The 26,119-nt window shown below is 70.0% G+C and carries 23 protein-coding genes; 12 read left to right on the forward strand and 11 right to left on the reverse strand.

Annotated features, from left to right (window positions below; translation table 11 throughout):
• Nucleotides 1-2 precede the first annotated feature (2 nt).
• The 5 genes from ACWDOP_RS13210 (at nt 3) to ACWDOP_RS13230 (ending at nt 3,741) form a co-directional block, all read left to right on the forward strand.
• Entirely contained in the window at nt 3-983 is a 981-nt protein-coding gene (locus ACWDOP_RS13210) for an ATP-binding cassette domain-containing protein (protein ID WP_456345242.1), read from the forward strand.
• On the forward strand, nt 980-1,813 hold the full coding sequence (locus ACWDOP_RS13215; RefSeq protein ID WP_456345243.1) for an ABC transporter permease: 834 nt from the start codon (nt 980-982) through the stop codon (nt 1,811-1,813). The genes ACWDOP_RS13210 and ACWDOP_RS13215 overlap by 4 nt, the downstream gene beginning before the upstream one ends.
• A gap of 1 nt (nt 1,814) precedes the next feature.
• A complete protein-coding gene (locus ACWDOP_RS13220) occupies nt 1,815-2,636 on the forward strand; it encodes an ABC transporter permease (RefSeq protein ID WP_454208310.1) in 822 nt (273 codons plus the stop codon).
• Nucleotides 2,637-2,728: 92 nt separating this feature from the next.
• Nucleotides 2,729-3,241, forward strand: coding sequence for a peroxynitrite isomerase (locus ACWDOP_RS13225; RefSeq protein WP_456345244.1), 513 nt, complete (start codon nt 2,729-2,731; stop codon nt 3,239-3,241).
• Between the two features lie 293 nt (nt 3,242-3,534).
• A complete protein-coding gene (locus ACWDOP_RS13230; protein ID WP_456345245.1) occupies nt 3,535-3,741 on the forward strand; it encodes a hypothetical protein in 207 nt (68 codons plus the stop codon).
• A gap of 24 nt (nt 3,742-3,765) precedes the next feature.
• Here the strand turns inward: ACWDOP_RS13230 and ACWDOP_RS13235 are convergent, their stop codons facing one another.
• The 3 genes from ACWDOP_RS13235 to ispG all read right to left on the reverse strand — a co-directional run bounded on the left by ACWDOP_RS13235 (nt 3,766) and on the right by ispG (nt 7,739).
• A complete protein-coding gene (locus tag ACWDOP_RS13235) occupies nt 3,766-5,583 on the reverse strand; it encodes a penicillin-binding transpeptidase domain-containing protein (protein WP_456345246.1) in 1,818 nt (605 codons plus the stop codon).
• A gap of 89 nt (nt 5,584-5,672) precedes the next feature.
• Nucleotides 5,673-6,536, reverse strand: a complete 864-nt coding sequence (locus ACWDOP_RS13240; RefSeq protein ID WP_454208314.1) for a GNAT family N-acetyltransferase — start codon at nt 6,534-6,536, stop codon at nt 5,673-5,675.
• Between the two features lie 69 nt (nt 6,537-6,605).
• A complete protein-coding gene (ispG, locus tag ACWDOP_RS13245; protein ID WP_454208328.1) occupies nt 6,606-7,739 on the reverse strand; it encodes a flavodoxin-dependent (E)-4-hydroxy-3-methylbut-2-enyl-diphosphate synthase in 1,134 nt (377 codons plus the stop codon).
• 207 nt (nt 7,740-7,946) lie between these two features.
• On the opposite strand from ispG, the gene ACWDOP_RS13250 reads away from it, so the two are divergent.
• Entirely contained in the window at nt 7,947-8,627 is a 681-nt protein-coding gene (locus ACWDOP_RS13250) for an endonuclease V (protein ID WP_456345247.1), read from the forward strand.
• Nucleotides 8,628-8,657: 30 nt separating this feature from the next.
• On the opposite strand, the gene ACWDOP_RS13255 is transcribed toward ACWDOP_RS13250, so the two are convergent.
• From ACWDOP_RS13255 to dxr, 3 genes are all read right to left on the reverse strand, one after another.
• The gene (locus tag ACWDOP_RS13255; RefSeq protein WP_456345248.1) at nt 8,658-10,502 is read right to left on the reverse strand and encodes a TerD family protein; all 1,845 of its coding nucleotides are present in this window, start codon (nt 10,500-10,502) and stop codon (nt 8,658-8,660) included.
• Nucleotides 10,503-10,652: 150 nt separating this feature from the next.
• Nucleotides 10,653-11,855 (reverse strand): M50 family metallopeptidase, encoded by a 1,203-nt coding sequence (locus tag ACWDOP_RS13260; protein WP_454208317.1) that lies wholly within the window; start codon nt 11,853-11,855, stop codon nt 10,653-10,655.
• A gap of 23 nt (nt 11,856-11,878) precedes the next feature.
• Nucleotides 11,879-13,018 carry a 1-deoxy-D-xylulose-5-phosphate reductoisomerase gene (dxr, locus tag ACWDOP_RS13265; protein ID WP_456345249.1) on the reverse strand — a complete coding sequence of 380 codons (1,140 nt, stop codon included), beginning with the start codon at nt 13,016-13,018 and terminating at the stop codon, nt 11,879-11,881.
• Between the two features lie 152 nt (nt 13,019-13,170).
• Here dxr and ACWDOP_RS13270 point away from each other — a divergent pair, with 152 nt between their 5' ends.
• Nucleotides 13,171-13,437: a DUF2631 domain-containing protein gene (locus tag ACWDOP_RS13270; protein ID WP_454208319.1), complete on the forward strand. Its 267-nt coding sequence runs from the start codon at nt 13,171-13,173 to the stop codon at nt 13,435-13,437.
• A gap of 112 nt (nt 13,438-13,549) precedes the next feature.
• On the opposite strand, the gene ACWDOP_RS13275 is transcribed toward ACWDOP_RS13270, so the two are convergent.
• Complete coding sequence (locus ACWDOP_RS13275; RefSeq protein WP_456345250.1) at nt 13,550-14,275, reverse strand: hypothetical protein; 726 nt, start codon at nt 14,273-14,275, stop codon at nt 13,550-13,552.
• Between the two features lie 660 nt (nt 14,276-14,935).
• On the opposite strand from ACWDOP_RS13275, the gene ACWDOP_RS13280 reads away from it, so the two are divergent.
• From ACWDOP_RS13280 to ACWDOP_RS13295, 4 genes are all read left to right on the forward strand, one after another.
• On the forward strand, nt 14,936-15,544 hold the full coding sequence (locus ACWDOP_RS13280; RefSeq protein ID WP_456345251.1) for a hypothetical protein: 609 nt from the start codon (nt 14,936-14,938) through the stop codon (nt 15,542-15,544).
• Nucleotides 15,541-18,810: an ATP-binding protein gene (locus ACWDOP_RS13285; protein WP_456345252.1), complete on the forward strand. Its 3,270-nt coding sequence runs from the start codon at nt 15,541-15,543 to the stop codon at nt 18,808-18,810. The genes ACWDOP_RS13280 and ACWDOP_RS13285 overlap by 4 nt, the downstream gene beginning before the upstream one ends.
• Nucleotides 18,811-19,044: 234 nt before the next feature.
• Nucleotides 19,045-19,452: a hypothetical protein gene (locus ACWDOP_RS13290; RefSeq protein ID WP_456345253.1), complete on the forward strand. Its 408-nt coding sequence runs from the start codon at nt 19,045-19,047 to the stop codon at nt 19,450-19,452.
• A 48-nt stretch (nt 19,453-19,500) separates the two neighbouring features.
• Entirely contained in the window at nt 19,501-19,866 is a 366-nt protein-coding gene (locus ACWDOP_RS13295) for a helix-turn-helix domain-containing protein (RefSeq protein ID WP_456345254.1), read from the forward strand.
• Nucleotides 19,867-19,932: 66 nt separating this feature from the next.
• Here ACWDOP_RS13295 and rlmN read toward each other — a convergent pair whose 3' ends face one another.
• Complete coding sequence (gene rlmN, locus ACWDOP_RS13300) at nt 19,933-21,045, reverse strand: 23S rRNA (adenine(2503)-C(2))-methyltransferase RlmN (protein ID WP_454209004.1); 1,113 nt, start codon at nt 21,043-21,045, stop codon at nt 19,933-19,935.
• 176 nt (nt 21,046-21,221) lie between these two features.
• On the opposite strand from rlmN, the gene ACWDOP_RS13305 reads away from it, so the two are divergent.
• Nucleotides 21,222-21,539 (forward strand): LapA family protein, encoded by a 318-nt coding sequence (locus tag ACWDOP_RS13305; RefSeq protein WP_456345255.1) that lies wholly within the window; start codon nt 21,222-21,224, stop codon nt 21,537-21,539.
• A 71-nt stretch (nt 21,540-21,610) separates the two neighbouring features.
• On the opposite strand, the gene fxsT is transcribed toward ACWDOP_RS13305, so the two are convergent.
• Genes fxsT through ACWDOP_RS13320 form a run of 3 tightly spaced genes read right to left on the reverse strand, consistent with a single transcriptional unit; the run spans nt 21,611 to nt 26,109 of the window.
• Nucleotides 21,611-24,646, reverse strand: a complete 3,036-nt coding sequence (gene fxsT / locus ACWDOP_RS13310) for an FxSxx-COOH system tetratricopeptide repeat protein (protein WP_456345256.1) — start codon at nt 24,644-24,646, stop codon at nt 21,611-21,613.
• A gap of 5 nt (nt 24,647-24,651) precedes the next feature.
• Nucleotides 24,652-25,920 carry an aKG-HExxH-type peptide beta-hydroxylase gene (locus tag ACWDOP_RS13315; RefSeq protein WP_456345257.1) on the reverse strand — a complete coding sequence of 423 codons (1,269 nt, stop codon included), beginning with the start codon at nt 25,918-25,920 and terminating at the stop codon, nt 24,652-24,654.
• A 24-nt stretch (nt 25,921-25,944) separates the two neighbouring features.
• A complete protein-coding gene (locus tag ACWDOP_RS13320) occupies nt 25,945-26,109 on the reverse strand; it encodes a hypothetical protein (RefSeq protein ID WP_456345258.1) in 165 nt (54 codons plus the stop codon).
• Nucleotides 26,110-26,119 lie beyond the last annotated feature (10 nt).

Consider the following 26,119-nt stretch of genomic DNA (forward strand, 5'->3'; position numbering starts at 1 on the left):
CAATGGGCGACGGAGTATTCGTCGAGAACGTGGAGAAATCCTTCGGCGCGGTACATGCCCTGCGGGGCATCAGCTTCACCGCCGCGCAGGGCGAGGTGCTCGGCATCCTCGGCCCCAACGGCGCGGGCAAGACCACCATGGTCAACATCCTGTCCACGCTCATCGCACCGGATGCCGGCCGCGCCGCCGTCGCCGGCCACGACGTGGTCACCGAGGCCGCGGCCGTACGCCGCAGCATCATGCTGACCGGGCAGTTCGCCGCTCTGGACGACGCGCTCAGCGGCTACGAGAACCTCGTCATGTTCGGGCGGCTCATGGGCCTGCGCAAACGCGCGGCCAAGGCCCGGGCCGACGAACTCATCGCCGAGTTCGACCTCGGCGCGGCCCAGGGCCGGCGGGTGGGCACCTACTCCGGCGGCATGCGCCGGCGCATCGACATCGCCTGCGGACTGGTGGTGCGGCCCGAGGTGGTGTTCCTGGACGAACCCACCACGGGGCTGGATCCCCGTAGCCGCCAAGGGGTCTGGGACCTGGTCGGCGGATTCCGCAAACACGGCATCACGACCCTGCTCACCACCCAGTACCTCGAAGAGGCCGACGCCCTGTGCGATCGGATCATCGTCATCGACCACGGCGTGGTCATCGCCAGCGGCACCGCAGACGAACTCAAATCCCGTACCGGCGGCAGCTATTGCGAGATCGTGCCGCAGCGCATGGAGGATCTGCCCGCCATCGCCGACGCCCTCGGCGATCTGCTGCCCGAGGCCAATCGCGACGCACTGAACGCGGACTCGGACCGCATCGCCGTCCCCGCGCCCGCGGGCGCCAAGACCCTGGCCGAAGCCCTGCGCCGGCTCGACGGCGCGGAGATCGAACTCGTCGACATCGCGCTGCGCCGGCCCTCGCTCGACGACGTGTTCCTGAAGCTCACCGGGCACCTCGCCGAGGAGCCCGCCCTCGAGGACGAAGGAGCGCGGGTATGACCGCCGCGACCACGGCCCCCGCGGGCTGGCTGACCGCGGCCCGGGCCACGCCCGCCACCGTCCAGCAGTGGTGGGTGCTGACCTGGCGGCTCATCGCGCCGGCCGTCAAGACCGGCGAGATCGCCACCGCCATCCTCGCGCCCATGACCTTCGCGGCCAGCTTCTACATTCCGCTCAATCTCGTGATGACCTTCTCCGGCACGGGATTCAGCAGTTACGCGCAGTTCATGGCGCCCATCGTCATCCTGCAGGCGGCGGCGTTCACCGCCATCTCCGCCGCCTTCCGGGCCGCCACCGACATGGTCTCCGGACTCGACCGGCGCTTCGACGCCATGCCCATGCATCCGCTGGTACCCACCGCGGCGCGCATGTCCGCCAACATGTTCCGCATGGCGGTGGCCCTGGTGTCGGCGCTGATCAGCGTGTACGTCATCGGCTTCCGCTTCGAGGGACCGGCCCTGCACACCGCGGCCTTCATCGGCCTGGCCATGCTCATCGGCCTGGCGTTCTGCCTGGGCGCGGACGTCATCGGCACCGTGACCAAGAGCCCCGAGGCCACCACCCAGATGCTGGTGCTGCCGCCGCTGATCCTGGGCATGCTCTCCACCGGACTCGCGCCGGCGGCCCAATTCCCGGACTGGGTCGAACCTTTCGTCCGCAACCAGCCGGTCTCGCAGTTCGCCTACGGGCTGCGCGCGCTCGGCGGGGACAGCCTGGGCAACGCCGGCGAGGTCACCTGGTCACTGATGCTGCCGCCGCTGCTGTGGGCCGCCGCGATCATCGTGGTGTCCGCCTACTTCACCGTCCGGCTCAATACGAAGAGGTCCTGACATGGCGACCCTGGACGCGCCCGCCGACGCCGACATCGTGCGCACCACCGAAACCTCCGTCCCGGCCCTGGTGCGCCACACCTGGATTCAGACCCACCGGCTGCTGCTGCGCTGGGCCCGCGATCCGATCACCCTGCTCGAGACGCTCATCGTCCCGTGCCTGCTGTTGCTCATGCTCGACATCGTGGTCGGCGGGCAGATCGAGAAGTTCTCCGGCAGCGACGCCCTCTACGGCTCCGCGCCCATGGTGACGCTCGTCGGGGCGCTTTCGGGCACGGTCGCCAGCGGCGTCATGCTCGGGCGCGAACGCGACGCCGGGCTGCTCGCGCGCTTCTGGGTGCTGCCCGTGCACCGCGGTTCCGGGCTGGCCGCGCGCATTCTCGCCGAGGGCATGCGCATCTTCGCCGGCACCATCGTCATCATCTGCTTCGCCACGGCCCTGGGCTTCCGCTTCCGGCAGGGCCCCTTGGCGGCCTTCGCCTTCCTGTGGATCCCGGTGCTGTTCGGGCTGGCCTTCGCCACGATGGTCACCGCCATCGCGGTGTTCACCGCCAAATCCACGCTCGTCGAGGGGGTGGCGATCCTGTCCTCGCTGCTCATGTTCTTCAGCACCGGATTCGTCCCGCTGGCCGCCTATCCCGGCTGGATTCAACCCGTCGTGCGGCATCAGCCCATGTCGGTGGCCGTGGACACGATGCGCGGGTTGTCCGCGGGCGGGCCGGTCGCGTGGCCGCTGACCCAGACCATCGCGTGGTCGGTCGGCGCGATCGCCGTCTTCGCCATCCCGGCGGCGTACGGCTACCGCCGGGCCAGCCGCCGCTGACAGCCGCCACCGAACCGGGCAATCCAGACCCCTTTCCGCGAATCCCGGCGCCGCCGCGCGCCGACCGGCCTCGACGCGGCGGCCGGACCACTATGCTGGCCGCCGTGCTCGAACCCCAGATTCCCGTCGAACCCCACCCCGCCATCGCCCATCTGGCCCCGCTGCTGGGCAGCTGGCGCGGCCGCGGCCAGGGCGAGTATCCGACCATCTCCTCCTTCGAATACCTGGAGGAAGTGCACTTCGGACACGTCGGCCGGCCTTTCCTGACCTATCGCCAGCGCACCCGCGCCGCCGACGACGGACGGCCCATGCACAGCGAGACGGGGTACCTGCGGGCCATCGGCGGGGACCGGGTCGAACTGATCCTGGCGCACCCCACCGGCATCACCGAGATCTGCGAGGGCGAGCTCGTCGCCGACGACGACGGCCTGCGCATCGAGCTGGACTCGACCTCGATCGGCCGCAGCAGCAGCGCGAAATCGGTCACCGCGCTCGGGCGCACCATCACCCTGTCCGGGGACACGCTCAGCTACACCCTGCGCATGGCGGCGGTGGAACAGCCGCTGCAGCATCATCTCGCCGCGACCATGCACCGCCAGAACTGACAGCGGCCCGCGAGCCCCGCCGCCGCTCGATCCGCGTCGGCACGGTGGCAACCGACAGGTATATCGCGACAATTCGATAACGGCCCGGCGTGGCCGAACGCATTCCCCCTGGTGATCCGCACCACTTCCCGTCGCGAAGTGTGCGGGATCACACCAATGGGTTGCCCCGTGCATGGCTGTCCGATTACCGTTCCATGCGTTGGCAAACAATCAGCCACCACTCATGAGCACCGGTTATCCGCGACAGACCGTTCCGGGTCTCCCGACTCATCCCCAAAACAAGGGAGTGGGATATGAAGCGTTCGGCTCTTCTACTACTCACCACCGCCGGCATGATCCTCGCCGGCGCCGGGGTCACCGAGATTCTCGGCGATGCCTCCACGGTCGGCCCGCCCGCCAGAACCCTGGCCCAGCAGCGATTCGTCTCCGACACCATCAACGGCAACATCCAGCCCGACGCCTGCACGCTCTCCGCGCGCACCCTGCCCACCGACCGCTGACCCTTCGCGTCGAGTTCGGGCCCGCTATCGATATCCCGGCGGCAGCGCCGTGAGCATGTCCCTGGTCACCGCCACCGCGTTGTCGGAACTGCCGCCGCGCACCACCAGCGTGGCGAAGGCCATATCACCGCGATACCCCACGAACCACGCGTGCGAGCCGCCGTCCACCTCGGCCTCGCCGGTCTTGCCGTACACCTCGCCCTGATCGCGAATGCGCTCGGCGGTACCGCCGAGCACCACCCGGCGCATCATCAGCCGCAGCCCGTCCACCACCTCGGGGCCGAGCTGGGTCCGGTCGCCGGAGACCTCGGTCGGATGGCCGGAGATCAGATACGGCACCGGCGTCGTACCGTGCGCGATGGTCGCGGCCACCAGGGCCAGCCCGAACGGGCTCATGAGCACCTTGCCCTGACCGATGCCGTCCTCCGCGCGCTGCACGAGTTCGTCGGCCACGGGCACCGAACCCGACACCGTCGGCAGGCCGACCACCGAGTAGTCCGGGCCGACGCCCAGCGCGGCCGCCGCCGTGCGCAGATCCTCCCCGCCCAGTTCCGAGGCGATCTTGGCGAAGGCGGTGTTGCAGGACCGCTCGTACGCCTGCCACATCGGCACGTCGCCGACCGTGAAGAGGTTGTAGTTCGGGATGGTCCGATCCCCCACGATGATCGTGCTCGGGCACGGCACCACCGTCTCGGGATCGGCCAGGCCCGCGGTCATCGCGGCGGCCGCGGTCACCGTCTTGAAGGTCGAGCCCGGCGGATACAGTCCCGAGGCCGCGACCGGGCCGTCGGCGTCGGCGGCCTCGTTCTGCGCGATGGCCAGGATCGCACCCGTCGAGGGCTGCATCACGACCATCATGGCCTGCTCCTGGCGCAGATCCACCGCGCGCTGGGCGGCGTTCTGGATGTAGCGGTCGACGCTCAGCGAGAACGACGGCGACGCCTGCGGTTCCACCTCGGTGAGCACGTCGACGTCGGCGCCGTTGGCGTTGACGGTCAGCACCGCCCACCCGGCCTTGCCGTCCACCTCGTCGATCACGGTCTTGCGCACCTGGGTCAGCAGATCGGGCGCGAAACGGCGATCGGTGGGGACCATGTCCCACTGCTTGTCGTGACTGACACCGCGCAGACCGGACAGCTCGGCGGCGACCTCGTTGTACTCCCACTCCGAGAGCGTGATCACGGTGAACTTGCCCTCGGCCTTGCGGGCGGCGGTGAGCACCGCGAGCGGGGTGAGGTCCTCGTCGAACTGGCGCAGGACGACGGCGAGCGAGTTGGCCACCCCGATGGGGTCCGATGTGCCCTTGCGGTCGAAGAAGATTCGGTAGATCGGGCCGGGCACGAGCACGTCCGAACCCGAGCGCTCGTTCACCCTGGCCTTGGGCGCGGGCAGGCCGCGCAGCTGCAGGGTCTGGGTATTGCCCAGTTGCGGATGGATGTTCGCCGAGTTCCAGCGCACCGCCCAGGAGCCCTCGCTGCGACCCATCTGCAGTTGCCCGCTGTAGGTCCACACGCGGTTCTTGGGCAGGTGCCACTCGTAGGTGTAGTCCACGGTGGCGGTGTCGCCGGTGACCCGGGGCGGCTCCGAATGCGCGATCAGTTCCTCGGCCTGGAGCTGATCCCACGCGGAAGACAGTGCGGGAGCGGCCTTCTCGGGCAGGTTGGTGAGATCGGCGGCGGCCTGCACGTCCTTGTCCGCGAACGCGGACAGGAAGGCATCGGCGGTCTGGGCCGGACCCTGCGGCCCCGTGGCGCAGCCGACCGCGGCCACCGACACCGCGGTGACGGTCAGCAGGGCAGTCAGCAGGGAGTGCCGCCGCGACGGAGAGAACCGAGTTGACATCGGCACAGATCGTAGAGCCAACTATGGGCAAACCGGCGCGACACACTGAGCGAGAACGGATTTCACGCCGTTCTCACAGAAACCCGCGCTCAATCCAGCAGTACGGTGGCGAATGTCGCGATCTGCCGGAAGCCGACCTTCTTGTACGCCGCGCGCGCGACCTCGTTGTAGCAGTTCACGTACAGACTGGCGGTACGCCCCGAGGCCACCACCACATTCGCGACCGCCGCGGTGCCCGCGGTACCGACTCCCGTGCCGCGATGATCCGGGTGCACCCACACGCCCTGAATCTGGCCGGTGCGACGGGACAGCGCGCCCACCTCGGCCTTGAAAACCACTTCGCCGTCCTCGAAACGGGCCCAGGCGCGCCCGGATTCGATGAGACCGGCAACCCGGCGGCGATACCCTCGGCCGCCGTCACCGGCGCGCGGATCGACCCCGATCTCCTCGGTGAACATCGCGACCGCGGCGATCAGATAGCGATCGAGCTCCTCGGGCCGCACGCGGCGCACCCGCAGATCCGGGGCGACGCCCGCGGTGCGCTCGAGCGCCAGCAGGGGCTGATCCGCGCGTAGCTCGCGGGCGGGACCCCAGTGCTCGGACAGCAGTTCCCACAGCGGCAGCGCCAGCTCGCGCCGGCCCACCACCGAGGAACACACGCGCGGACCCCGGATGGCCCGGTCTGCGAAGGCCCGCAGATCGGCCCGATTGCCGCGCAGCGGCACCAGATTGGCGCCGGAGAAGCACAGGGAGTCCCCGGGGCCGCCCCGGCTCCACAGCTCGCCGTAGACGCCCCGGGTATCGAGTCCACACTCCTGCAACCGGGCGGCCACCATGCAACTGGCGACCGGGTCGGTATCCAGGACACGCAGAACTTGCGTCAGATCGCGGTTCGCGAGCTGACGGGCACCGGACGATTTGGGCCGGCGCGTCGGCTCCAGCACACTCCGCACGATCACAGCCTGCCAGAACTTGCGGCGATGTGCCCGACTATTGGCCGCGCCCGCCAGTTGACCTGCGAATTACCCGGCGGTGACCACCGGCGAGCCGGTCCCTTCGCTGTCACCCATCTCCTCCGCGATGCGCATGGCCTCTTCGATGAGGGTCTCGACGATGAGATGTTCGGGCACGGTCTTGATGACCTCGCCCTTGACGAAGATCTGGCCGCGGCCGTTGCCCGAGGCCACACCCAGGTCGGCCTCGCGGGCCTCGCCGGGACCGTTCACCACGCAGCCCATGACGGCCACGCGCAGCGGCACCTCCAGGCCGTCCAGACCGGCGGTGACCTGCTCGGCCAGGGTGTAGACGTCGACCTGCGCGCGACCACACGACGGGCAGGAGACGATCTCGAGCTTGCGCGGGCGCAGATTCAGCGACTGCAGGATGCGGTCGCCGACCTTGATCTCCTCGGCGGGCGGGGCCGAGAGCGAGACGCGAATGGTGTCGCCGATGCCCTCCGACAGCAGCGCGCCGAAGGCCACCGCGGACTTGATGGTGCCCTGGAAGGCCGGACCGGCCTCGGTGACGCCCAGGTGCAGCGGGTAGTCGCAGGCGGCGGCGAGCTGGCGGTAGGCCTCCACCATGATCACCGGGTCGTTGTGCTTGACCGAGATCTTGATGTCGCCGAAGCCGTGCTCCTCGAACAGGCTCGCCTCCCACAGCGCGGACTCCACCAGCGCTTCGGGGGTGGCCTTGCCGTACTTCTCGAGCATGCGCTTGTCGAGCGAACCGGCGTTGACGCCGATGCGAATGGGAATGCCCGCGGCACCGGCCGCCTTCGCGACCTCCTTGACGCGGCCGTCGAACTCCTTGATGTTGCCGGGGTTCACGCGGACCGCGGCACAGCCGGCGTCGATCGCGGCGAAGATGTACTTGGGCTGGAAGTGGATATCGGCGATGACCGGGATACCCGACTTCTTGGCGATCGTGGGCAGCGCGTCCGCGTCCTCCTGCCGGGGGCAGGCCACACGCACGATGTCGCAGCCCGAGGCGGTCAGCTGCGCGATCTGCTGCAGGGTCGCGTTGATGTCATGGGTCTTGGTGGTGGTCATCGACTGCACCGAGATCGGGGAATCACTGCCGACACCGACCTTGCCCACCATCAGCTGGCGGGTCTTACGCCGGGGTGCGAGGACGGCCGCCGGTGCGGACGGCATCCCCAGTGTGATGGCACTGCTCACGATCAGCTGCCTACTTTCGTCTCGTGCTCACCCGTTCCGATCCCGAGCTTACCGACGCGCGGATACCGGTCGCCCTGTGACGGCGGCGACAAGGCTACCTGCGCCGGACGGCCCGCCCGGAGTCGGCCCGGGGCCTACCCTTCTTATTCGTTACAGATGGCGCGAAGGTATACGGTGCGAAATGTGAAGGTAGCGAACATCGATCCCTGGCCCGCAACGCCGGCGGAGGCCATCGCCCTTCAAGATCTGCTGCGCACCCGGGTGGTCGCCGCGAACCCGCGCCCCCCGAAGTTCGAGACGATCGCGGGGCTTGACTCGGCCTACGGCGACGACGGCACCGTGGCCGCCGCCATCGTGCTGCTGGCGGCGGGTTCCCTGGCCACCCTCGAGACCGCGACCGCGCGCGGGACCACCGATTTCCCCTACGTCCCGGGCCTGCTGGCCTTCCGGGAGCTGCCCACCACCCTGGCCGCGTTCGAGAACCTGGCCACCACACCGGATCTCATCGTCTGCGACAGCCAGGGGCTGGCCCATCCCCGGCGCTTCGGGTTCGCCTGCCACATCGGGCTGCTCACCGGGATACCCACGCTGGGGGTGGCCAAGAACGCCTGGGGCGAGTACGACGAGCCGGGGACCGAGCGCGGCGCGTGGTCCACGATCACCATCGACGGCGATCCGGTGGGCCGGGCGCTGCGCACCCGCGCGGGGGTCAAACCGGTGTTCGTCTCGGTCGGGCACCTCATAGATCTGGACACCGCCTGTGACCAGGTTCTCGCCCTGACCCCGGAGTTCCGCCAGCCCGAGACCACCCGGCAGGCCGATCGGCTGTGCAGGCAGCTGCTGAACTCGGCGGCGGCCGAGTAACGCCACGGCTCGCGCGGCGCCACCCGGCTCTCAGATGCGGGCGCCCTTGCGCGCGTTGCAGCCGCGGCACAGGATCTGGAGGTTGTCCACGCTGGTCGCGCCGCCCTGGCTCCACGGGATGACGTGGTCGAACTCCAGGTACCGCTTGTCGCCGCACTGGACGCACTTGCCGCCGTCGCGCTGCCACACCCGGGCCTTCACGTCCTGGGGCACGGCGCGCGAATCCCGCTCGCCGGGTGCCAGGACCAGGCGTTTGGCCACGCGCAGCGCGCCCTCGAGGACCGCGGCCACGTATTCGGCGTCCGGGACGTGGTACGTCCCGCCGCCGCGGGCGGTGGTGGCCTCGACGACGACGGTGTCGTACTCGTGGCGGATGGAAACGATTTTGGTCCAGGACAATTCGGCGCCCGCGCCCTGGCCGACGAAACGCAGCTTCTTGCTGCTGCCGATCAGCCGGCCCGGAATGTGCTTGGGGCCGTTGGCCAGATACTTGATGCGGGTGCCGTTGACGTCGAGGTAGAGCAGCTCGTCCGACTCCAGGTGCAGGTCGGGGCGCTCGATGTGCGGCAGGTCACCGACTTTCACCTGGGTCAGGCCGCGCCCGCGCAGCATGCGCCGGCGCAGACCCTCGACGTGCTGGTGGGCGGCGCTCAGATCGGTGCTCGCGCGCAGGATCTCGATGGTGCGCTCGAACTCGGCGAGTTCGCTCGCCTCGATCTCGCCGTCCGCGAAGGCGAACGCCACCACCCGCTCCAGATGCGCCAGGGCCAGCGGGCGCAGCGCCTCCCTCCCGGTGCCCTCGCTGATCATCTTGTGCCGCAGCGTGACCCAGAGCTCGTCCCACTGCGGGCCGCTGGGCCCGGTCGCGGACAGCACCTGCCACACCCGGGCGCGCCAGGCCTCGAGCAGACCGCCGACCTCGCCCTCGCACCAGCGGCACGCGCTCGGCGGGCCGAACCGCTGCACGTGCCGGGGCCGGCCGCAGCGCGGGCAGACCGCTGGATCGTTCGCGGGGTGCGCGGTGCGGTACTCCTCGGTCCAGCCGGCGCCGTTCCACCAGCGCAGGCGGTTCGGATCGGCGGGGACCGCGTACCAGGCGGCGGGCATGGCGGGAACCGGCGGGGGCGCCGGGGTTCTCGGGTGGGCGGGGAGGGTCGGATCCAATCGCCGTGCGGCGGCCGCGGATGCGGACGGTGCGGGCTGCGTCGGGGCGGGGTCGAATGCGGGCGTACGACCGGGTGTGGGTGTGGCCGGTGCGGATGCCGCCGACCGAGCGGGTGCGGATGCGGCCGGTCCGGTCGCGGGCTGCCGGGCTGGCGCGGGTGCGGGCTGCCGGGTGGGCGCGGGCGGTTCCGGGGTGGGCGGGGACTCCGGTTCGTCGTCGACCTCGACGCCGAATTGTTCCGCCAGCCCGCGCAATCCGCTGTCCCAGCCCTGGCCGACGGCCCGGAACTTCCATTCGCCGTTGCGACGGTAGAACTCCCCGAGCACCATGGCGGTCTCCCGGCCGGTGCCCTGGACCGCGTAGCGCAGCAGCCGTCCGCCGGAATGGCGCACGGTGAGGGTCAATCCGTCGATGTCGCCGAACGAACCCTGGTCGACCGAGCCGGTGATGACGACCCGATCCACCGTCGCGTCGATGTCGGCCAGCGCGAGGCGCAGGGTGGCCCGGCCGGCCGTAACCTCGGACAGCGCAACGGTTCCCGAGGGATGCGCGGGGGCGTTGAAGAAGACGAAGTCGGCATTGGATCTGATCCTGCCGGTTTCGGCCAGCAGCAGCGCCTGCGGATCCAGCGCCCGGTCCGAGCCCCATTCCAGCACCAGCGATACCGCGGGCGCCGCGACGGCCGCGTTCGCCCCACGCGTCAACTCCACGACGCAACACCGTTCCTTCATCGCGCGACAATTCGTCGAGACATCCATCGCGCCAGGAACTTCGGATTCGCCGCCCCGGGCCTGTGGCAGCCCCGCTTCGAATCTACCGATTGCCGCCGACAGGATCGACACGCCGGCGGCGGGAAGGGATCAGGGGAAGAGTTTGATGGGGTTCACGATGTCGGCGGCCAGGGTGAGGATCATGTACGCGCCGCCGAGCACCACCACCACGTATGTGGCGGGTAGCAGCTTGAGGTAGTCGACCGGCGGACCGTCGGGCAGGCCCTTGCGATTGCGGAACAGGTTGCGCAGCTTCTCGTAGATGACGACCGCGATGTGCCCGCCGTCCAGGGGCAGCAGCGGCAGCAGGTTGAACACGCCCAGGAAGAAGTTCAGGCTGGCCAGGGTCAGCACGAACAGGCTCCAGATACCGCGTTCGGCGGTCTCGCCGCCGATCTTGGAGGCGCCGTAGACCGAGACCGGGGTCTCGGGATCGCGCTCACCGCCGGTGACCGCCTCCCACAGGTCGGCGACCTTGGCCGGCATCTGCGCCAGCGACTGCAGCGTGCGCAGGCCGATCTCGCCGGTGAACGCGGCCGAGGCCGGGATGGCGGCGAAGAAGCCGTACTGCACCGGGCCGTAGAAGTCCTGGCCGACACCGACTTTGGAGACCATCTTGACCGGGCCGTCCTTGACCGGGTACGTGGCCGCCTGCTCGGGCGTGACGGTGACGGTGAGCTTCTCGTCGCCGCGCTCGACCGTGTAGGTGAAGGGGCCGGTCTGCTTCTCGGTCTGGTCGCGGAATTCCTGCCAGGTCTCGATGGCGGTGCCGTTCACCGCGGTCACGATGTCCCCGCGCTGCAGTCCGGCCTTCTGCGCCGGGCCCTCGCCGCTGCACGGGATGACCTTCTGATCCGGGCCCTGGCTCGCGACGCAGCTCATGGCGCCGAGCTGGGTGGCCGGCGGCTGGTCGAAACGCGGCAGGCCCCACACGACGGCGAGCAGCATGATCAGCAGGAAGCCGAGCAGGAAGTTCATCAGGATGCCGCCGGACATGACGAACAGCCGCTTCCAGGTCTTCTGCCGGTACATCGCCCGGTCGAGTTCCTCGGGTTCGAGCTCGTCCAGGGCGGTCATGCCCGCGATATCGCAGAATCCGCCCAGCGGCAGCGCCTTCAGACCGTATTCGGTCTCACCGCGCCGGAACGAGAACACCTTCGGGCCGAAGCCGATGAAGTAGCGGCGCACCTTCATACCGGTGGCCTGTGCCGCCCACATGTGGCCGCATTCGTGCAGCGCGACCGACACGGTGATACCGAGGGCGAACAGTGCGAAGCCGATCGCGTAGACCATGCGGTAGTCGAACCCTTCTGCAGTCAGCCGCGCACGAGCGTGCGCGCGGTCTCTCGCGCCCACGAGTCAGCCGCGAGCACCTCGTCCAAAGTACTGGGTTCCGAGCTCCAGCGGTCGGCGGACTCCACGACCCGCTGCACGGTTCGCACGATTCCGGGGAATTGGATGAGCCCGTCGAGGAAGGCCTGCACGGCGATCTCGTTGGCCGCGTTGTAGACCGCGGTGACGCAGCCGCCGGCCTTGCCCGCCTGGCGCGCCAGCTCCACGGCGGGGAAGACCTCGTTGTCGACCGGTTCGAAGGTCCAGGTCGAGGCGGTGGAGAAATCGCAGGCCGCGGCCGCGCCGGGGACGCGGTCCGGCCAGCCCAGGGCCAGGGCGATGGGCAGCTTCATATCCGGCGGGCTGGCCTGGGCCAGGGTCGAGCCGTCGTGGAAGGTGACCATGGAGTGCACGATCGACTGCGGGTGCACGGTGACGTCGATGTCGTCGTAGGGCACCCCGAACAGCAGGTGGGTCTCGATGAGTTCGAGGCCCTTGTTCACCAGGGACGCCGAGTTCAGGGTGTTCATCAGGCCCATGGACCAGGTCGGATGCGCCTTGGCCTCATCGGGATTCACCGATTCGAGCATCTCGGCGGTCCAGCCGCGGAACGGGCCGCCCGAGGCGGTGAGCACGAGCTTGGCCACCTCGTCGGCGCGGCCGCCGCGCAGGCACTGCGCCAGCGCGGAGTGTTCGGAGTCGACGGGCACGATCTGACCGGGCTTGGCGACCCGGGTCACCAGCGAGCCGCCCGCGACGAGCGATTCCTTGTTGGCCAGTGCGAGCCGGCGCCCGGATTCCAGGGTGGCCAGGGTCGGCTCGAGGCCGAGCGAGCCGACCAGCGCGTTGAGCACCACGTCGGCGTCGGTGCGGCGCACCAGTTCGGTCGCGGCGTCCGGACCGGCCAGCGGCACACCGAGCTTCGCGGCGGCGGCCTCGTCGGCGACCGCGACGTTGGCGGTGCCCGTCGCGGCTATCTGCTGCGCCAGCAATTCGGTGTTGCCCCCGCGCGCGGCCAGGCCGACCACCTCGAAACGGTCGGGATTGGCGGCGATCACCTCCAGCGCCTGGGTACCGATCGAACCCGTGCTGCCCAGCAGCAGAACCTTCACAACGTCGGACACGCGCCCATTGTCTCCTGTCCCGATCGGTGCTGTCCCCCACCCCGGCTCGGCGCGCACCCCGGCGACGGCGTGCCGCGACCCTGCTGGCTACGACGCAGGGTCGTATGCCACGATATGGGCCAGCATTGGATTCGAGCCCCTAAGGAGCGAAAGTGGCCACCACGGAACTGGAACCCACCCACAGCGCAGGAGTCGTCACCAAGGTCGACACCGCCGAGGTTCCGTCCGCCGCGTGGGGCTGGAGCGGCGAATCGCGCCGTACCTTCCGCGTCGCCGGGTGGGTCGTCGTGTTCATCCTGCTCGCCATGATCATCGGCAACCACAAGGGCAAGGTCGAGGACATCTACCTCGTCGGCTTCGCGGCGCTGCTGGCGGGCATCATGATTCGCGACTCGTTCCTGCAGCGCAAGCCGCGCTAGCGAGTACGAATTCACAGGTCCCGCAGGCGGTTTCACCGCCCGGGACCCGCATACACTTCGGGCCGGGTCGCTGTCAGCGACCCGGCCCGATTGTGGGTTGTACTACCCGCGACTACTGGTTCGCGGGATCGTTCAGGCGGTTCACCAGGCCGATGCCGATGATGATCGCGGCCGGCACGCCGGTCAGAATCAGGCCGGCGGCAGCGCCCAGCGGGATGCCGATGATGGCGCCGGCGAGGCAGCCACCGAGCGGGGCCAGGCCGCCGGCGTCCAGGATCGGGATGCCGAGCACGGCGCCACTGATGCCGCCCAGGACGCAACCGGCGGCAGCGCCGACGATGGTGCCGACCAGGGTGCCGATCGCGGTGGCCAGGCCGAACTGGGTGGCGGCGGCGGAGATGGCGTCGTCGAAGGCCTCCTGGTTGGCGACCTCGTGGCGCAGGCCGCCGTCGGCGATCGGGCGGCCGGCGTCGGTGCGCGGGGTCAGGGTGGCGCGGAGGCCGTCGACGGCGGCGTCGATCGGGTACTCGGCGTCGGCGAGGGTGTAGCTCAGCGGCAGGGCGGTGACCAGGTTGCCCTGGTTGTCCAGGACCTGGAACTGACCGTCGGCGGTGTTGAGCGAACCGGCGGTGGTGGTGACCACGATGGAATCGCCTTCACGGGCGACGTTCCAGCCGATGGAGGGGACGACCTGGTTGATGCCCTGGTTCACGCCGTCGAGCAAAGAGCCGATGACCGGCGAGGGGGCAGGAGCCGTGTCGGCGTGCGAGGTGCCGGTGGCAATACCCATGGCCGCGATGACCAGTGCCGACGTGGCGGCGACTTTGCTGAACTTCATTGACTTCGTGCTTTCTCCCGCGGGTGCCGCCCCTGTCTCGGTGGGGCGCAGGTCCTCGTTCGAGCACCCACGGACAAGTCTCCAACCGTTTGTTGCTGAGAAGTAACTTAAAGTTGCGTAAGAGTACAAAACGGACAGTGATCTACGTAACTCGATCTGAAATCCGCACGCCGAAGCAGACTTTCGGTCTCTTTTGCCCTCAGATTTCGCTCAGTGACTTGCATCACAAATCGGCAAAATCAACATAAACAGAGGTCACCCTTACGCTTCCTTTACACCTCGGAACGGCCACGATGCGGCCACTGCGGCCTCACGAGTCACACAAGCAACAGTGAGGCTCGACCGCTCTCAGTCAGTCATGTGTTGCCGGGTGGGTGCCAGAAAGTTGCGGCGCCGCGCGGCGGTGCCTGGTCCGCGATCCCCGCCCCGGCTCCCCCGGCTACCCGCCCGCACCGGGAGGCGGGCCGAGCGCCTCGCGCCGGACCCGAGCACCCCGGACCCGCCCCTCCCGGGATTACGCGGACGGCGATACCTCTCACCCGCGTGCCGCGCCGGGGAAATATGGTCGATGCGGGCGCGGAATCGCGTCGAGCGCACGAGGATTCACCGTGACCGCCCGCGCCGTGGCTCGGAAGAAGTTGACAGAGACGGGGATTGACCATGTCCGAAGAGCGATTGACGTTGAACGAACGCTGCGTCCTGCTCGTATTGCTGGCCGAGGCGCGCGAGCTGACCAACGCCGAATTGCTCGCCGTGGCGGGAATCAAACTCGACGGCCGGAACCGGGTGCGGCTCAACGCACTCGGCCTGGTGACCAGCACCAAGGTGAATCGGGCGTTCAGCCACGAGCTCACCGACGCGGGCGCGGTGTGGTGCGCGCGCGAACTCTCGGCTCCGCGCCCCGCGCGCTCGGGCGCGGCCGGGGGCACGCTGTACGCGATCCTCGCCGGGCTGCGCCGGCACCTCGACGACACCGGGCAGGCGCTCGCCGACCTGTTCACGCCCGATGTCGCGGGCCAGGTCGCCACCGCGTACGCCGATATCAGCCGGGGCGGCGGCACCCCGGTCCGGCTGACGGTCCTGCGGGAACGGCTCGGGACGCTCACGCGCGGCGAGGTCGACCGGGCGCTCGAGACCCTGGCCCGCCGGGACGGGGTGCACGTGCGCGCGGAGGCGGATCAGAAGACGCTGACCGAGCGCGACCGCGCCGACGCGATCGTGCTCGGCGGGACGCCACGACATCTGCTCACCATCGAGGCCGCCCGTTGAACGAGGAACAGCATCACGCGCTCGCCTCTGTCCAGTTCGGCAGCGTGCTCGGCCCGGACGAGGTGTGGAGCCCGCTGAGCTATCACGTGGACGGGCTGCATCCGCACGCGGTGCAGGAGATCACCCGGCGGGTGGGCGCGGCGGCGAAGCGGCCGAACAGCACCCCGACCGGACTCGTGCTCAGCGGGGAACGCGGGGTCGGCAAGACCCACATGCTCGGCTGGCTGCGCCAGCACGTGCAGGGCGCGGGCGGCGCGTTCTTCATGCCGAAACTGATCGACGGGCAGTCCTTCTGGACCGGCGCCGTGCACGGGATCGTCGCGCAGCTGCTCGGCTCGGACGGCGGGCAGCTCGGTCGCATGCTGGGCACGCTCGCCGAACTCACCGGGTGCGGACAGGAATTGAGCATGCGCCTGCGGGGCATGCTGCAGGTGAGCCGGGCGGACATCGACGAATTCGTGGAGCGGGTCGGGGACCTGGATCCCGGTGTGGCCCTGCACTGCCGGGACACGCTGCGCGCGCTGGTGCTGTTCAAGGCCAAGGGCGGGCCGCAGGAGATCGGGCTCAGCTTCCTGACGCTGGAGGACGGCATCGAGGAGGCGGATCGGCTCGCGTGGGGGTTCCGGCGGCCGAGTCGGTTGCCGCAGTTGATATTCGGGGACGTGTCGCGGCTGTTCGCGCTCGCCGGGCCGGTGGTGCTGGCCGTCGATCAGATCGACAGCGTCATCGCGCAATCGGGGTCCGCGGCCGGGGACACGCTCGCGAATCGGCTCGCGGACGGGCTCATGCAGCTGCGCGAGGAGACCACGCGCACCCTCATCGTGGTCGCCTGCATCCCGAAGTCCTGGGAGATCCTCACCGCGCGCGCGGTCAACTCGGCGGCGGACCGGTTCACCGTGGTCGAGCTGTCCACCGCCATGCCGTCCGCCGGGGTCGCGACCGCGATCGTGGAGCGGCACCTGGGAAGTCTGTACGGCGAGGCGGGTTTCGAGCCGCCCTATCCGACCTGGCCGGTGCTGCCCGCGGCGTTCGACGATCGCGCGGTCGCTGACCACACGCCGCGCCGGCTCCTGCAGCGGGTCGAGGAGCATGTGCGGCAGTGCCTGGCCGCGAACGAGATTCGGGAGCTGCGGCACTTCACCGACGCGGGCCGAGAGCCCGGACCGGGGCCGGTTCCCCCGGATCCGACGGACCTGGCCGAATTGGACCGGCGCTTCGCCGAACTGCGGGCCGGGGCCGACGTGATCAGCCCGATGGACTCCAAATACGAGGACAGCCAGATGTTCTCGCTGCTGAACGCGGCGCTGTGCTGCTATGTCCTCGAACAGGGGGCGGCGGGACAGCAGTTCACCGTGGATCCGCCCGCGATCGTGCAGCAGGCGCTGCACGCGCGACTACGGCGCACCCTGGACGAGGCCACCGAGGACGAGGAGCACTGGAGCTTCCGGGCGATCGCGCACAGCAATCCGCGCGCGGTGCTGACACGATTGCGCTCGGCGAGTCTGGAAGCGGGGATCGGGGCCGGGGTCGCGAAGCGGCATCTGATCGTGCTGCGCAACACCGGGTTCTCGCCGGGACCCGTCACCAAGGCGGCGGTCGCGGATTTCGAGGCGGCGCGGGGGCTCGCGCTGCCGGTGTCGCAGGACGATCTGCGGGTGTTCACGGCGCTGGAGATCATGCTGACCGCCGCGACACCGGGGTTCCTGGCGTGGCTGGCGCGGCGGCGGCCCGCGAGCGGGTCGCAGCTGCTGACGCGGGTGCTGGGCGCGGTGTCGGCGCGGGTCGAGTCGGATGGGGCGGACGCGGTCGCGGGCGGCCCGCGTGTGCGGGTGATCGACGGCGTGCCGGACGCGGTGAGTGGGAACGGCGTGGGTGACCGGGAACCGGTCGGGAACGGGGTGGGCGGCCGGGGGCCGGTCGAGACAGGCGTGAGTGACCGGCAGCCGGTCGGCATCGGCGCGGTCGGGATAGAAATCATTGCCCCGGAACAGGATTACCGGCTGCGCGCCGAGCCTCGTATTGCGGACGGCTCACGAGCCGACGCGGAGCCGTCGATACTGCTCGGCCACGGCGTCGACACCGGGGCCTCCTTTCGGGTGCCGCTCATCCAATTGCGCAAGCACACCGCGGTATTCGCGGGCAGCGGATCCGGTAAGACGGTGCTGCTGCGGCGGCTGGTCGAAGAGGCCGCGCTGGCGGGTGTCTCCTCGATCCTGGTCGACACCAACAACGATCTGGCGCGGCTCGGCGATCGCTGGCCGACGCCGCCCGCCGGCTGGGGCGCGCGGGATCCCGAACGCGCACAACGCTATTTCGACGACACCGAGGTGGTCGTGTGGACGCCGCGGCGGGAGTCGGGGCGGCCGCTCGCGTTGAATCCGCTGCCCGAGTTCGCCGATGTGCTCGAGGATCCCGACGAGTTCCGCACGGCCATCGACGCTTCGGTGGCGGGCCTGCTGCCCCGGACCGGGCTGACCGCGCAGAAGCTCCGCACCGGCACCGCCGTACTGACCGAGGCGCTCACCTACTTCGCGCGCCGGGGCGGGTCCGATCTGAGCGAGTTCGTCGCGCTGCTGGCGACTCTGCCCGAGGGGATCAGCACCATCCGCAACGCGGTGAAGCTGGCCGAGGGCATGGCCGACGAGTTGCACGCGGCCATGGTCAACGATCCGGTCTTCGGCGGGGCCGGGGAACGCCTGGATCCGGGCGTGCTGCTCACCCCGGCCGCCGGGAAGCGGGCGCGGATCTCGGTGATCAGCTGTATCGGCCTGGCGACCGAGGAGCAGCGCCAAACCTTCGTCAATCAGCTGGAATTGGCGCTGTTCGCCTGGATCAAACGGCATCCGGCCGGTGATCGCCCGCTCGGCGGTCTGCTCGTGCTGGACGAGGCGCAGACGTTCGCGCCCTCGAACGCGACCAAGGCCTCCACCGAGAGCACCCTGAAACTCGCCACCCAGGCGCGCAAGTACGGCCTCGGCCTGGTGTTCGCGACGCAGGCGCCCAAGGCCCTGCACAACCTGATCACCGGCAATGCGGCCACCCAGTTCTTCGGCCTGCTCAACGCCTCGGTCCAGATCCAGGCGGCCAAGGAGCTCGCCCGCGCCAAAGGCGGACGGGTGGAAGACATCTCGCGCCTGTCGGCCGGCCGGTTCTACGGGGCCACCGAGGGTCTGGGCTTCAGCAAGCTGTCGGTCCCGATGTGCCTGAGCCACCACCCCGCCAGCGCGCTGACCGAGGACGAGGTCCTGGACCGCGCCCGTCGCTGACCGGTCGCCGTACGCCGGGATTCCCGGCGTGCGGCACCCCGACGTCCCGAGACCTTCAAGGTCCCTCCGAATCGGACCTGTCGGCCGCCCATCTGCTGTCGCGGATGCCGAAGGCGACCTCCGGCGTGCCGAAGGCGACCGAGCCACTTGGTTTTTCACCCGATTCGATTGCGCGAGGGCGCGTCTCGAGACAGCATTCAGCGCATGAAATTACAACAGGTTGCAGTTCTGTCGGTGACGGCCGCAGCCACCCTCGCCCTGGGTCCGGGACTCGCCACCGCGGCCCCGACCCCCGGCGACACTCCCCGCCAGGCGATCAGCCGCGCCTACATAGACGCCCTCGTCTCCCACGACGCGAGCGATGTCCCCTTCGCCCCCAACGCCACCCGCGTCGAGGCCGGCCTGCAAACCGGCTACTCGGGCCCCCAGTTGGCCCACGACCTGAACCACGGCCTCCAGTACAAAATCATCCAAACGGTCCGCGACCTACACATGACCGAGGAAGGCGACGTGGTAACAGCCCGCTACCTCCTCGACTCCGGCGTGGTAGGCATCACCCTGATGACGGTCGACATCACCGAGACGTTCCGCATCCCCGACGGCACGATCCACGAGATAGTCGCGACGATCGTTCCGGTGTAGCCCACACCTCTTATCGTCGCTATCGCAACGCTAAGCCGTCGAAGATCCATGTTTTCCGAGCAGGTCGACAACACGCTCGGCTTTATCATTGCGATAGCAACGATAGGAGACATCGTGCGATCGAAACCCCGGCGCCGTCCACTATCCGACACTGCCGGACCGCTCGCGGCGTTCGGCGCCTCCGTCGTCGAACGCCGCCTCGCCCTTCGATTGACCCAGCTCGATCTGGCCGACCTCGCCGACGCCGGGGTGTCATCCGTCCGCAACCTGGAGGCCGGACGAGCCTCGCCCACTCTGGCCACATCGCTGCGAATCCTGGAGGCTCTCGGCCTGACGCTCGTCAGCATGCCGCTGGCCGACGCCCGCACCCTGTCCCCGCGCGCGACCGCGCTGCACACAACGCAAACCGGCTGAAGCAGTCCGCATAACGCGCTCATCCGCTGTGCGCCAAAGGCTTTTCGGCCCCGCGCGAAACCAGCGCTAGCCCTCGGCAGCGAGCTGGCCGCAGGCGGCGGCTATCTCCTGGCCGCGGGTGTCGCGGACGGTGCAGGGCACGCCCTGCTCGTTCACGCGGCGGACGAACTCGCGTTCCACGGGCTTGGGGGCGGCATCCCATTTCGAGCCGGGGGTCGGGTTCAGGGGGATCACGTTCACGTGGACGCGGGAGCCCAGGGCCTTGTGGAGCTTCTTGCCGAGCATGTCGGCGCGCCAGGGCTGGTCGTTCACGTCGCGGATCAGGGCGTACTCGATCGACACGCGGCGGCCGGACTTGTCGGCGTAATACCGTGCGGCATCGAGGACTTCGGCGACGGGCCAGCGATTGTTGACCGGTACCAACGTGTCCCGCAACTCATCGTCCGGAGTGTGCAGGGACACCGCCAGGGTCACCGAGAGATCCTCATCGGCGAGCTTGCGGATCGCGGGGGCCAGGCCGACCGTCGAGACCACCACGTTCCGCTGGGAGATGCCCAGGCCGTCGGGGGCGGGCGAGGTGATGCGGCGGACCGCGTTCACCACCCGCTTGTAGTTGGCCAAGGGCTCGCCCATGCCCATGAAGACGATGTTCGACAGCCGACCGGGACCACCGGCGACCTCACCGTCGCGCAGGGCGGCGGCCGCGGCGCGCACCTGGTCCACGATCTCCGCGGTGGACAGGTTGCGGGTCAGGCCCGCCTGGCCGGTCGCGCAGAACGGGCAGGCCATACCGCAGCCGGCCTGGCTGGAGATGCACAGCGTCGCGCGGTCGGGGTAGCGCATGAGCACCGACTCGAGCAGGGTGCCGTCGCCGGCCTTCCACAGCGTCTTGCGGGTGGTGCCGTCGTCGCAGGAGATGTGCCGGACCGTGGTCAGCAGCTGCGGGAACAGCGCCTCGCCGATCGTGGCGCGCACGGCCTCGGGCAGATCGGTCATCAGCGCCGGATCGGCGACCAGGCGGCCGTAGTACTGTCGCGCGATCTGGTCGGCGCGGAACTTCGGTAATCCGAGCGCCTCCACCGCCGCCTTGCGTTCGGCCGAATCGAGGTCGGCGAGATGCCGCGGCGGCAGGCCACGGCGGGGGGCGTCGAACACCAGGGGCAAGGGGGCGGCAGTCATAACCCCTCCAGTGTTCCACCCGAAACCCGGTTCCGGGCCGTCGGGGTGCGATGCGCTCGTCACAGTCGGCCCGCATCCGGCCGGGCCCGTCGCGGCAAACGGCGAGCTGAAGCGACATATCAGAGATACCGGGCGAAATACGTGCACCGGTCATAGCGATCGGCAATGATCGAATCATGACCACCGACGCCGTACCCAACCCGGGAGCCGAACCGACTCCGCACACGGACAAGAACACCGATCGGGGCGTCCCCAAGACCCGCGCGGGCTATGCCTGGGTCGGCCTCGTCTTCGCCGCGCTGCTCGGCATCGTGGTGCTGGTCTTCATCCTGCAGAACCTCGACCAGGCCCACGTCTCGCTGTTCGCCTGGAACTGGAACCTGCCCATCGGGGTCCTGGTCCTGCTGTCGGTCATCGTGGGCGCGCTGGTCACCGCGCTGGTCGGCGGCACCCGAATCCTGCAGCTGCGCCGGGCCGCGAAGAAGGCGCACTAGCGCGAAGAAGGCCCCCGCCGGCAGGACCCGGCCACCGTCGCGAACTGCGAGCGGCTGCCGCCGGATACCCCTCACATCGGCGGCGGCTCGACGTCGCAGACACCCCGCACCCGCGCGAGTGCCGCCTTCGCCTCGGGGTGATCGGGCCCCAGGGTGAGCACGTAGCCCGCGAGCGTCTCGGCCTCGATCGCGCTCGCCTCCTCGTCCGCGCCACTGTCGCGCAGATCCAGGCTCAGATTCGTCGCGCACTGGAGCGTGTAGGGATGTTCGGGCCCGCGAATCCGGCGCGACCGCTCGAGGGTGTCCCGCCCCAGCTCCACCGCCTCGTCCAGCCGCCCGAGCGCGGCCAGGTCCGAGGCGCGCCCGCTCTGCGCGGCCAGGGTGTAGGGGTGATCCTCCCCGAGCCGCCGGACGAAGATCGCGATTGCTTCCTCGTCCAGGGCCAGCGCCTCGCCCGGACGCCCGAGCGCGCGCAGCGCCGCCGCGTAGTTCACCGCGCACGCCGCCGTGAAGGGATGGGCGCTGCGCAGCCCGGTACCCAGCTGATGCGCCTCACGCGCGTACTCCAGCGCCTGCGCGGGGTCCGCCGTCATCCGGAAGTCGTTGGCCACGTTGGTGCGCGCGGCGATCGATTCGGGATGTTCGGGCCCGTACACCGCGATGTGATCGTGCAGCACCTCCTGCTGCATCGCGAGCGCCTCCGGATACCGCCCCGCCTTGCGGTAGGACACGGCCATGTTCTTGCGGCCCCGCAGCAGATGCTGATGCCGCGGATTGTCGACCAGTTCCCGGAAGCGTCGTAACACCTTGTCCTGCACCGCGACCGATTCCTCGTAGTGCCCGAGCTCCCGATGATTGCGGGCGATGTTGTTGAGGCAGTGCAGCATCAGCATGTCGTCCCCGCGCAGCGACAGATCCCCGCGCAGGGCTTCGTAGTTGGCGGTGTCCAGCGCCATGGCGTCGGAGAAGCGCCCGACCATGCGGTAGGCGACCGCCAGATTGTGTGCGGCGCGCAGTGTTTCGAGGTGGGCGTCCCCCAGGCAGGTGCGGGCCCACGCGTGCGAGGCCAGATTCACCCGCGCCGACCCCTCCCAGTCCCCGGACATGCGCAGGCACGCGGCGAGCAGATCACCCGCGGCGACGTATTCCTCGGGGTACTCCCCGCGCTGGGATTCGACCCCGTCGCGCGCGGCCTTCGCGTACCCGAGCGCCTCCTGCAGCCGGCCCAGCTGCCACAGCGCGTTCCCCGTGGCCTGCTGAATCCGCACGACGCCGATGTGACCGGCGCCCAGCACCGGCGACCAGGCCGCGACCGCCTGCTCCCCGAGCCCCGAGGCCGCGGTCAGTTCCCCCTGCGCCCGCAGCGCCCGCACGATGTTGGCGATCAGCTCGGGCAGTCGCGCGCACGGCGAATCCGGTTGCGCCACTCGCGCACACGTGAGCACCTCGGTGTGCGCGAGCTGCTGCCACAGCCATTCGTACCGGAACCACAGCGCGGGCCGGTCGATGCGCCGCGGATCCGCGTCGCACATGACCTGGTGCGCGAGATGACGATTGGTCTCCGCGACATCCTTGGGCAGGAAGTCGTGGATGCCGAACCACGGGATGCTGTGAATGGTCAGCGCCCGCCCGGTGTCGGTCAGCGGATCGGCGCACAGCTGCGCCACCGAGTCGCGCGTGGCCAGTTGCAGCACGACGCGCCTGCGGTTGTCGTTGCCCAGCGCCGCCGCCAGCTCGTCCGACAGCCGCCGCCCCTGGTGGCCGCTGTCCAGATCGGAGGTCAGCAGCGCCAGCGAGATCGGCTGATCGGCGTGGAACGCGGTCAGCAGCCGCAGCAGTTCCCCCGCCGCCCAGGCGTTGGAGCCGCGCGGCTCGTCCAGCAGCGGGCGCAGCGAGTCGCCGATGATCGACCCCGCGTGTTTGTACCCGGCGCCGCGCAACAGGGTGAGCGGCGCGGATCGCACCTTGTCCAAGAGGGTTTCGTCCAGCGTGTCGGTGCCGCGGGCCCCGAGGTGCGCCAGCGCGTTCAACAGCACCGGGCTGCCGTCCAGCACCCGGCTGAACTGCTCGGCCACCCCGTCGCCCAGCTCGGCCACGTGCCTGCGCAGAAAACTCGCGCCCTCGGCGACGCTGAACGCCGGAATCGGAATCTGTTGCGGCTCGGACCAGGTGGCGACCTTCGAGGTGAACACCACGTGCCCGCGCCCGCCCCAGGGCACCACCTCCGACAGCAGCGCCGGTTTCCGCGGCAGCGGGTACTGCCCCGGGTACCGCGAATCGTCCGGGGTGACATTGTCGTACACGATCAGGTAGCGAATGTCGGTGCGCCGCAACGCCTCCACCACATCGCGGTACACGGTGGAGCGCGGCAGCGAATCGGAGAGCCCGAGCGGTTCGGCGAGCCGGGCCAGCGCGGTGCGCATGGCGACCCCGTTCTCGCCCGGAATCCAGGCGATGAGGTCGTACTGGGAGCGGAAGCGGTGCACATACGCCCCGGCGAGCCAGGACTTCCCGGTGCCGGCCGCGCCGGTCAGCACCACCGCGCCGGAATTGGCGAGCGCGGCGCGCATCTCGTCGATCTCGCCTTCGCGACCGTAGAACCACTTGGCCTGATAGCCGGGCACCGACTGGGATCGGTAGTCCACGAACAACTGCCTGCCCGGATACTCCACCGGCGTCCACGCGGCCTGGCGCAGGGTCTCGGGCGCGGCCACGTGCTCGAGCAGGCCGAGCACCCGCGCGACCTTCGCTCGCGCCTGCCCGGCATCGGGCAGGGCGCGCAGGTCCACCGCCGGAATCCGTGCCGCGGCCGCGGGCACCGATCCGGTGCCGACGATCACCGCGAGCCGCCGCTCGTCGGCCGCGGCCCCGCGCCAGAAGCTGGGCGTGCGTTCGGCGACGCGCAGCAGATGCTCGCTGACCACCATGATCAGGGTGCCCACCGCGCCCCGATCGAACGAGCCCGCCGCGTCCAGCCGCCGAATTCGGATGTCGCGCCCGGTTTCCCGGCCGAGCTGCTGTAGCCACAGCGCCCACACCGAGTCCTCCGGCGCGTACAGAACGGCGATCGACTCGCCGGGGGAAACCCGATAAACCGGAGACGACACCCGTCTCAGTCCTTTCCCGGCTGTGGCGCCGCGTCGTCGGAGTCCGGGCCACCCGAGCCACCGCCCCCGAATCCGGCGCTGTCGATATCGGAGAGCACGGTGTACCGCATGATGTCCACGAATCGGCTGCCGATCGGGGTCAATCGACCGGAGCGAGTGAGAGTCTCGCACGCCGCGAGCGTCTGCTCGAACAGTGACCCCGGGCTCGGGATCGACTCGCGGACACCGAGGGTCGCGGCGCGCCGCCAGAATCGGGCAACCGCCGCGTGCGCGTATATCCCGTGCAGCAGACCGCTGGCCGGCCGCGGGTCCGCGCGCCAGGGCGAGGGCAGATCGGCGGGCCCGTCCACGGCGATCAGCGGGGTCAGCTCCATCAGCACGCTGAGCTTGGAATGCTGGAACTCGTGCAGCAGACCGGTGGCCGCGCCCGCCACGCCGCCCGGCGCGAGCGTGGCCGCGGTGCCGAAGGCGTCGACCAGGGTCGAACTGGTGAACGGGCACGTCCGCCGGGACAGCGGCACGAGCGCGTACAGCCCGCGGCACAGCGGTGCCGCGAGCTCGGGCACCGCCGCGCACAGCAGTTCCAGCGCGTCGGCGAACACCTCGTTCCACCGCTCGAAATCCGTGTCCGGCCACCGCTGCCAGGGATCGCGGACGGGCTGGACCACCTCCGGCCAGGCCGAGGCGGTGGGCGGCAGATCATCGAATTCGACCGCGACCGCGCCGAAACGCGTGTGCGCGGTGAGCCTGCGCAGCGGCGTCCAGTCCCGCCCGGGCAGCACGGCGCCGCCGGGACCGGTGCGCACCCGCGCGATCGGCGCGGTATGCCCGCTCCAGCACCCGAGTCCGGGCAGCACCACCGCGTCGCCGACCCGCGGCACGTCCAGTTCCGCGGCCAGTCCCGCGCGCGCGGCGGCCGTCGCGGCGAAGGACGCGAGGTGCGCGACACCGGCGGGCGCCCGGCCGCCGGGGGTGTGCATCTCGGTCGCGCAGATCGCCGCCCACGCGCCGAAGCGCGGATGGCGCACGACATCCCGCACCACTCGCGGCCGCAGCCGCTGCACGGCGATCAGCGTGTCCAGGCCCGCGCGGGCGGTGCGCTCGGGCGGCGTCTCGCCCAGTGCCGTCGCCACACCCGCGAGAAACGCCAGGGTGCGACTGGACCGAGCACGCCGCATGAGCGCCGGGGTGCCCGGGTCGTCGTCCAGCATCGCCAGGGCGTCGATCTCCCCGGCCGAGATGCGCACTGTCTCCAGCCGGCCCGATCCACGCATCGTCGACACCACCGTCATTCGCGGTCAGACCGATCGCACGCGATCACCGGTAGCTCGGCCGGGCAGCGGCGGGCTGTGCCCCGCGAGCGTGATTCCCAGCGCGGACCGGCGACTCAGCGCGGTCACCAGGGCCGCGCGCACGTCGGGCCGATCCGATTCGATCAGTCGATCCAGCGGTAGTTCCGTCAAATCCGGTATG

The sequence above is a fragment of the Nocardia sp. NPDC003693 genome, assembly GCF_053981095.1.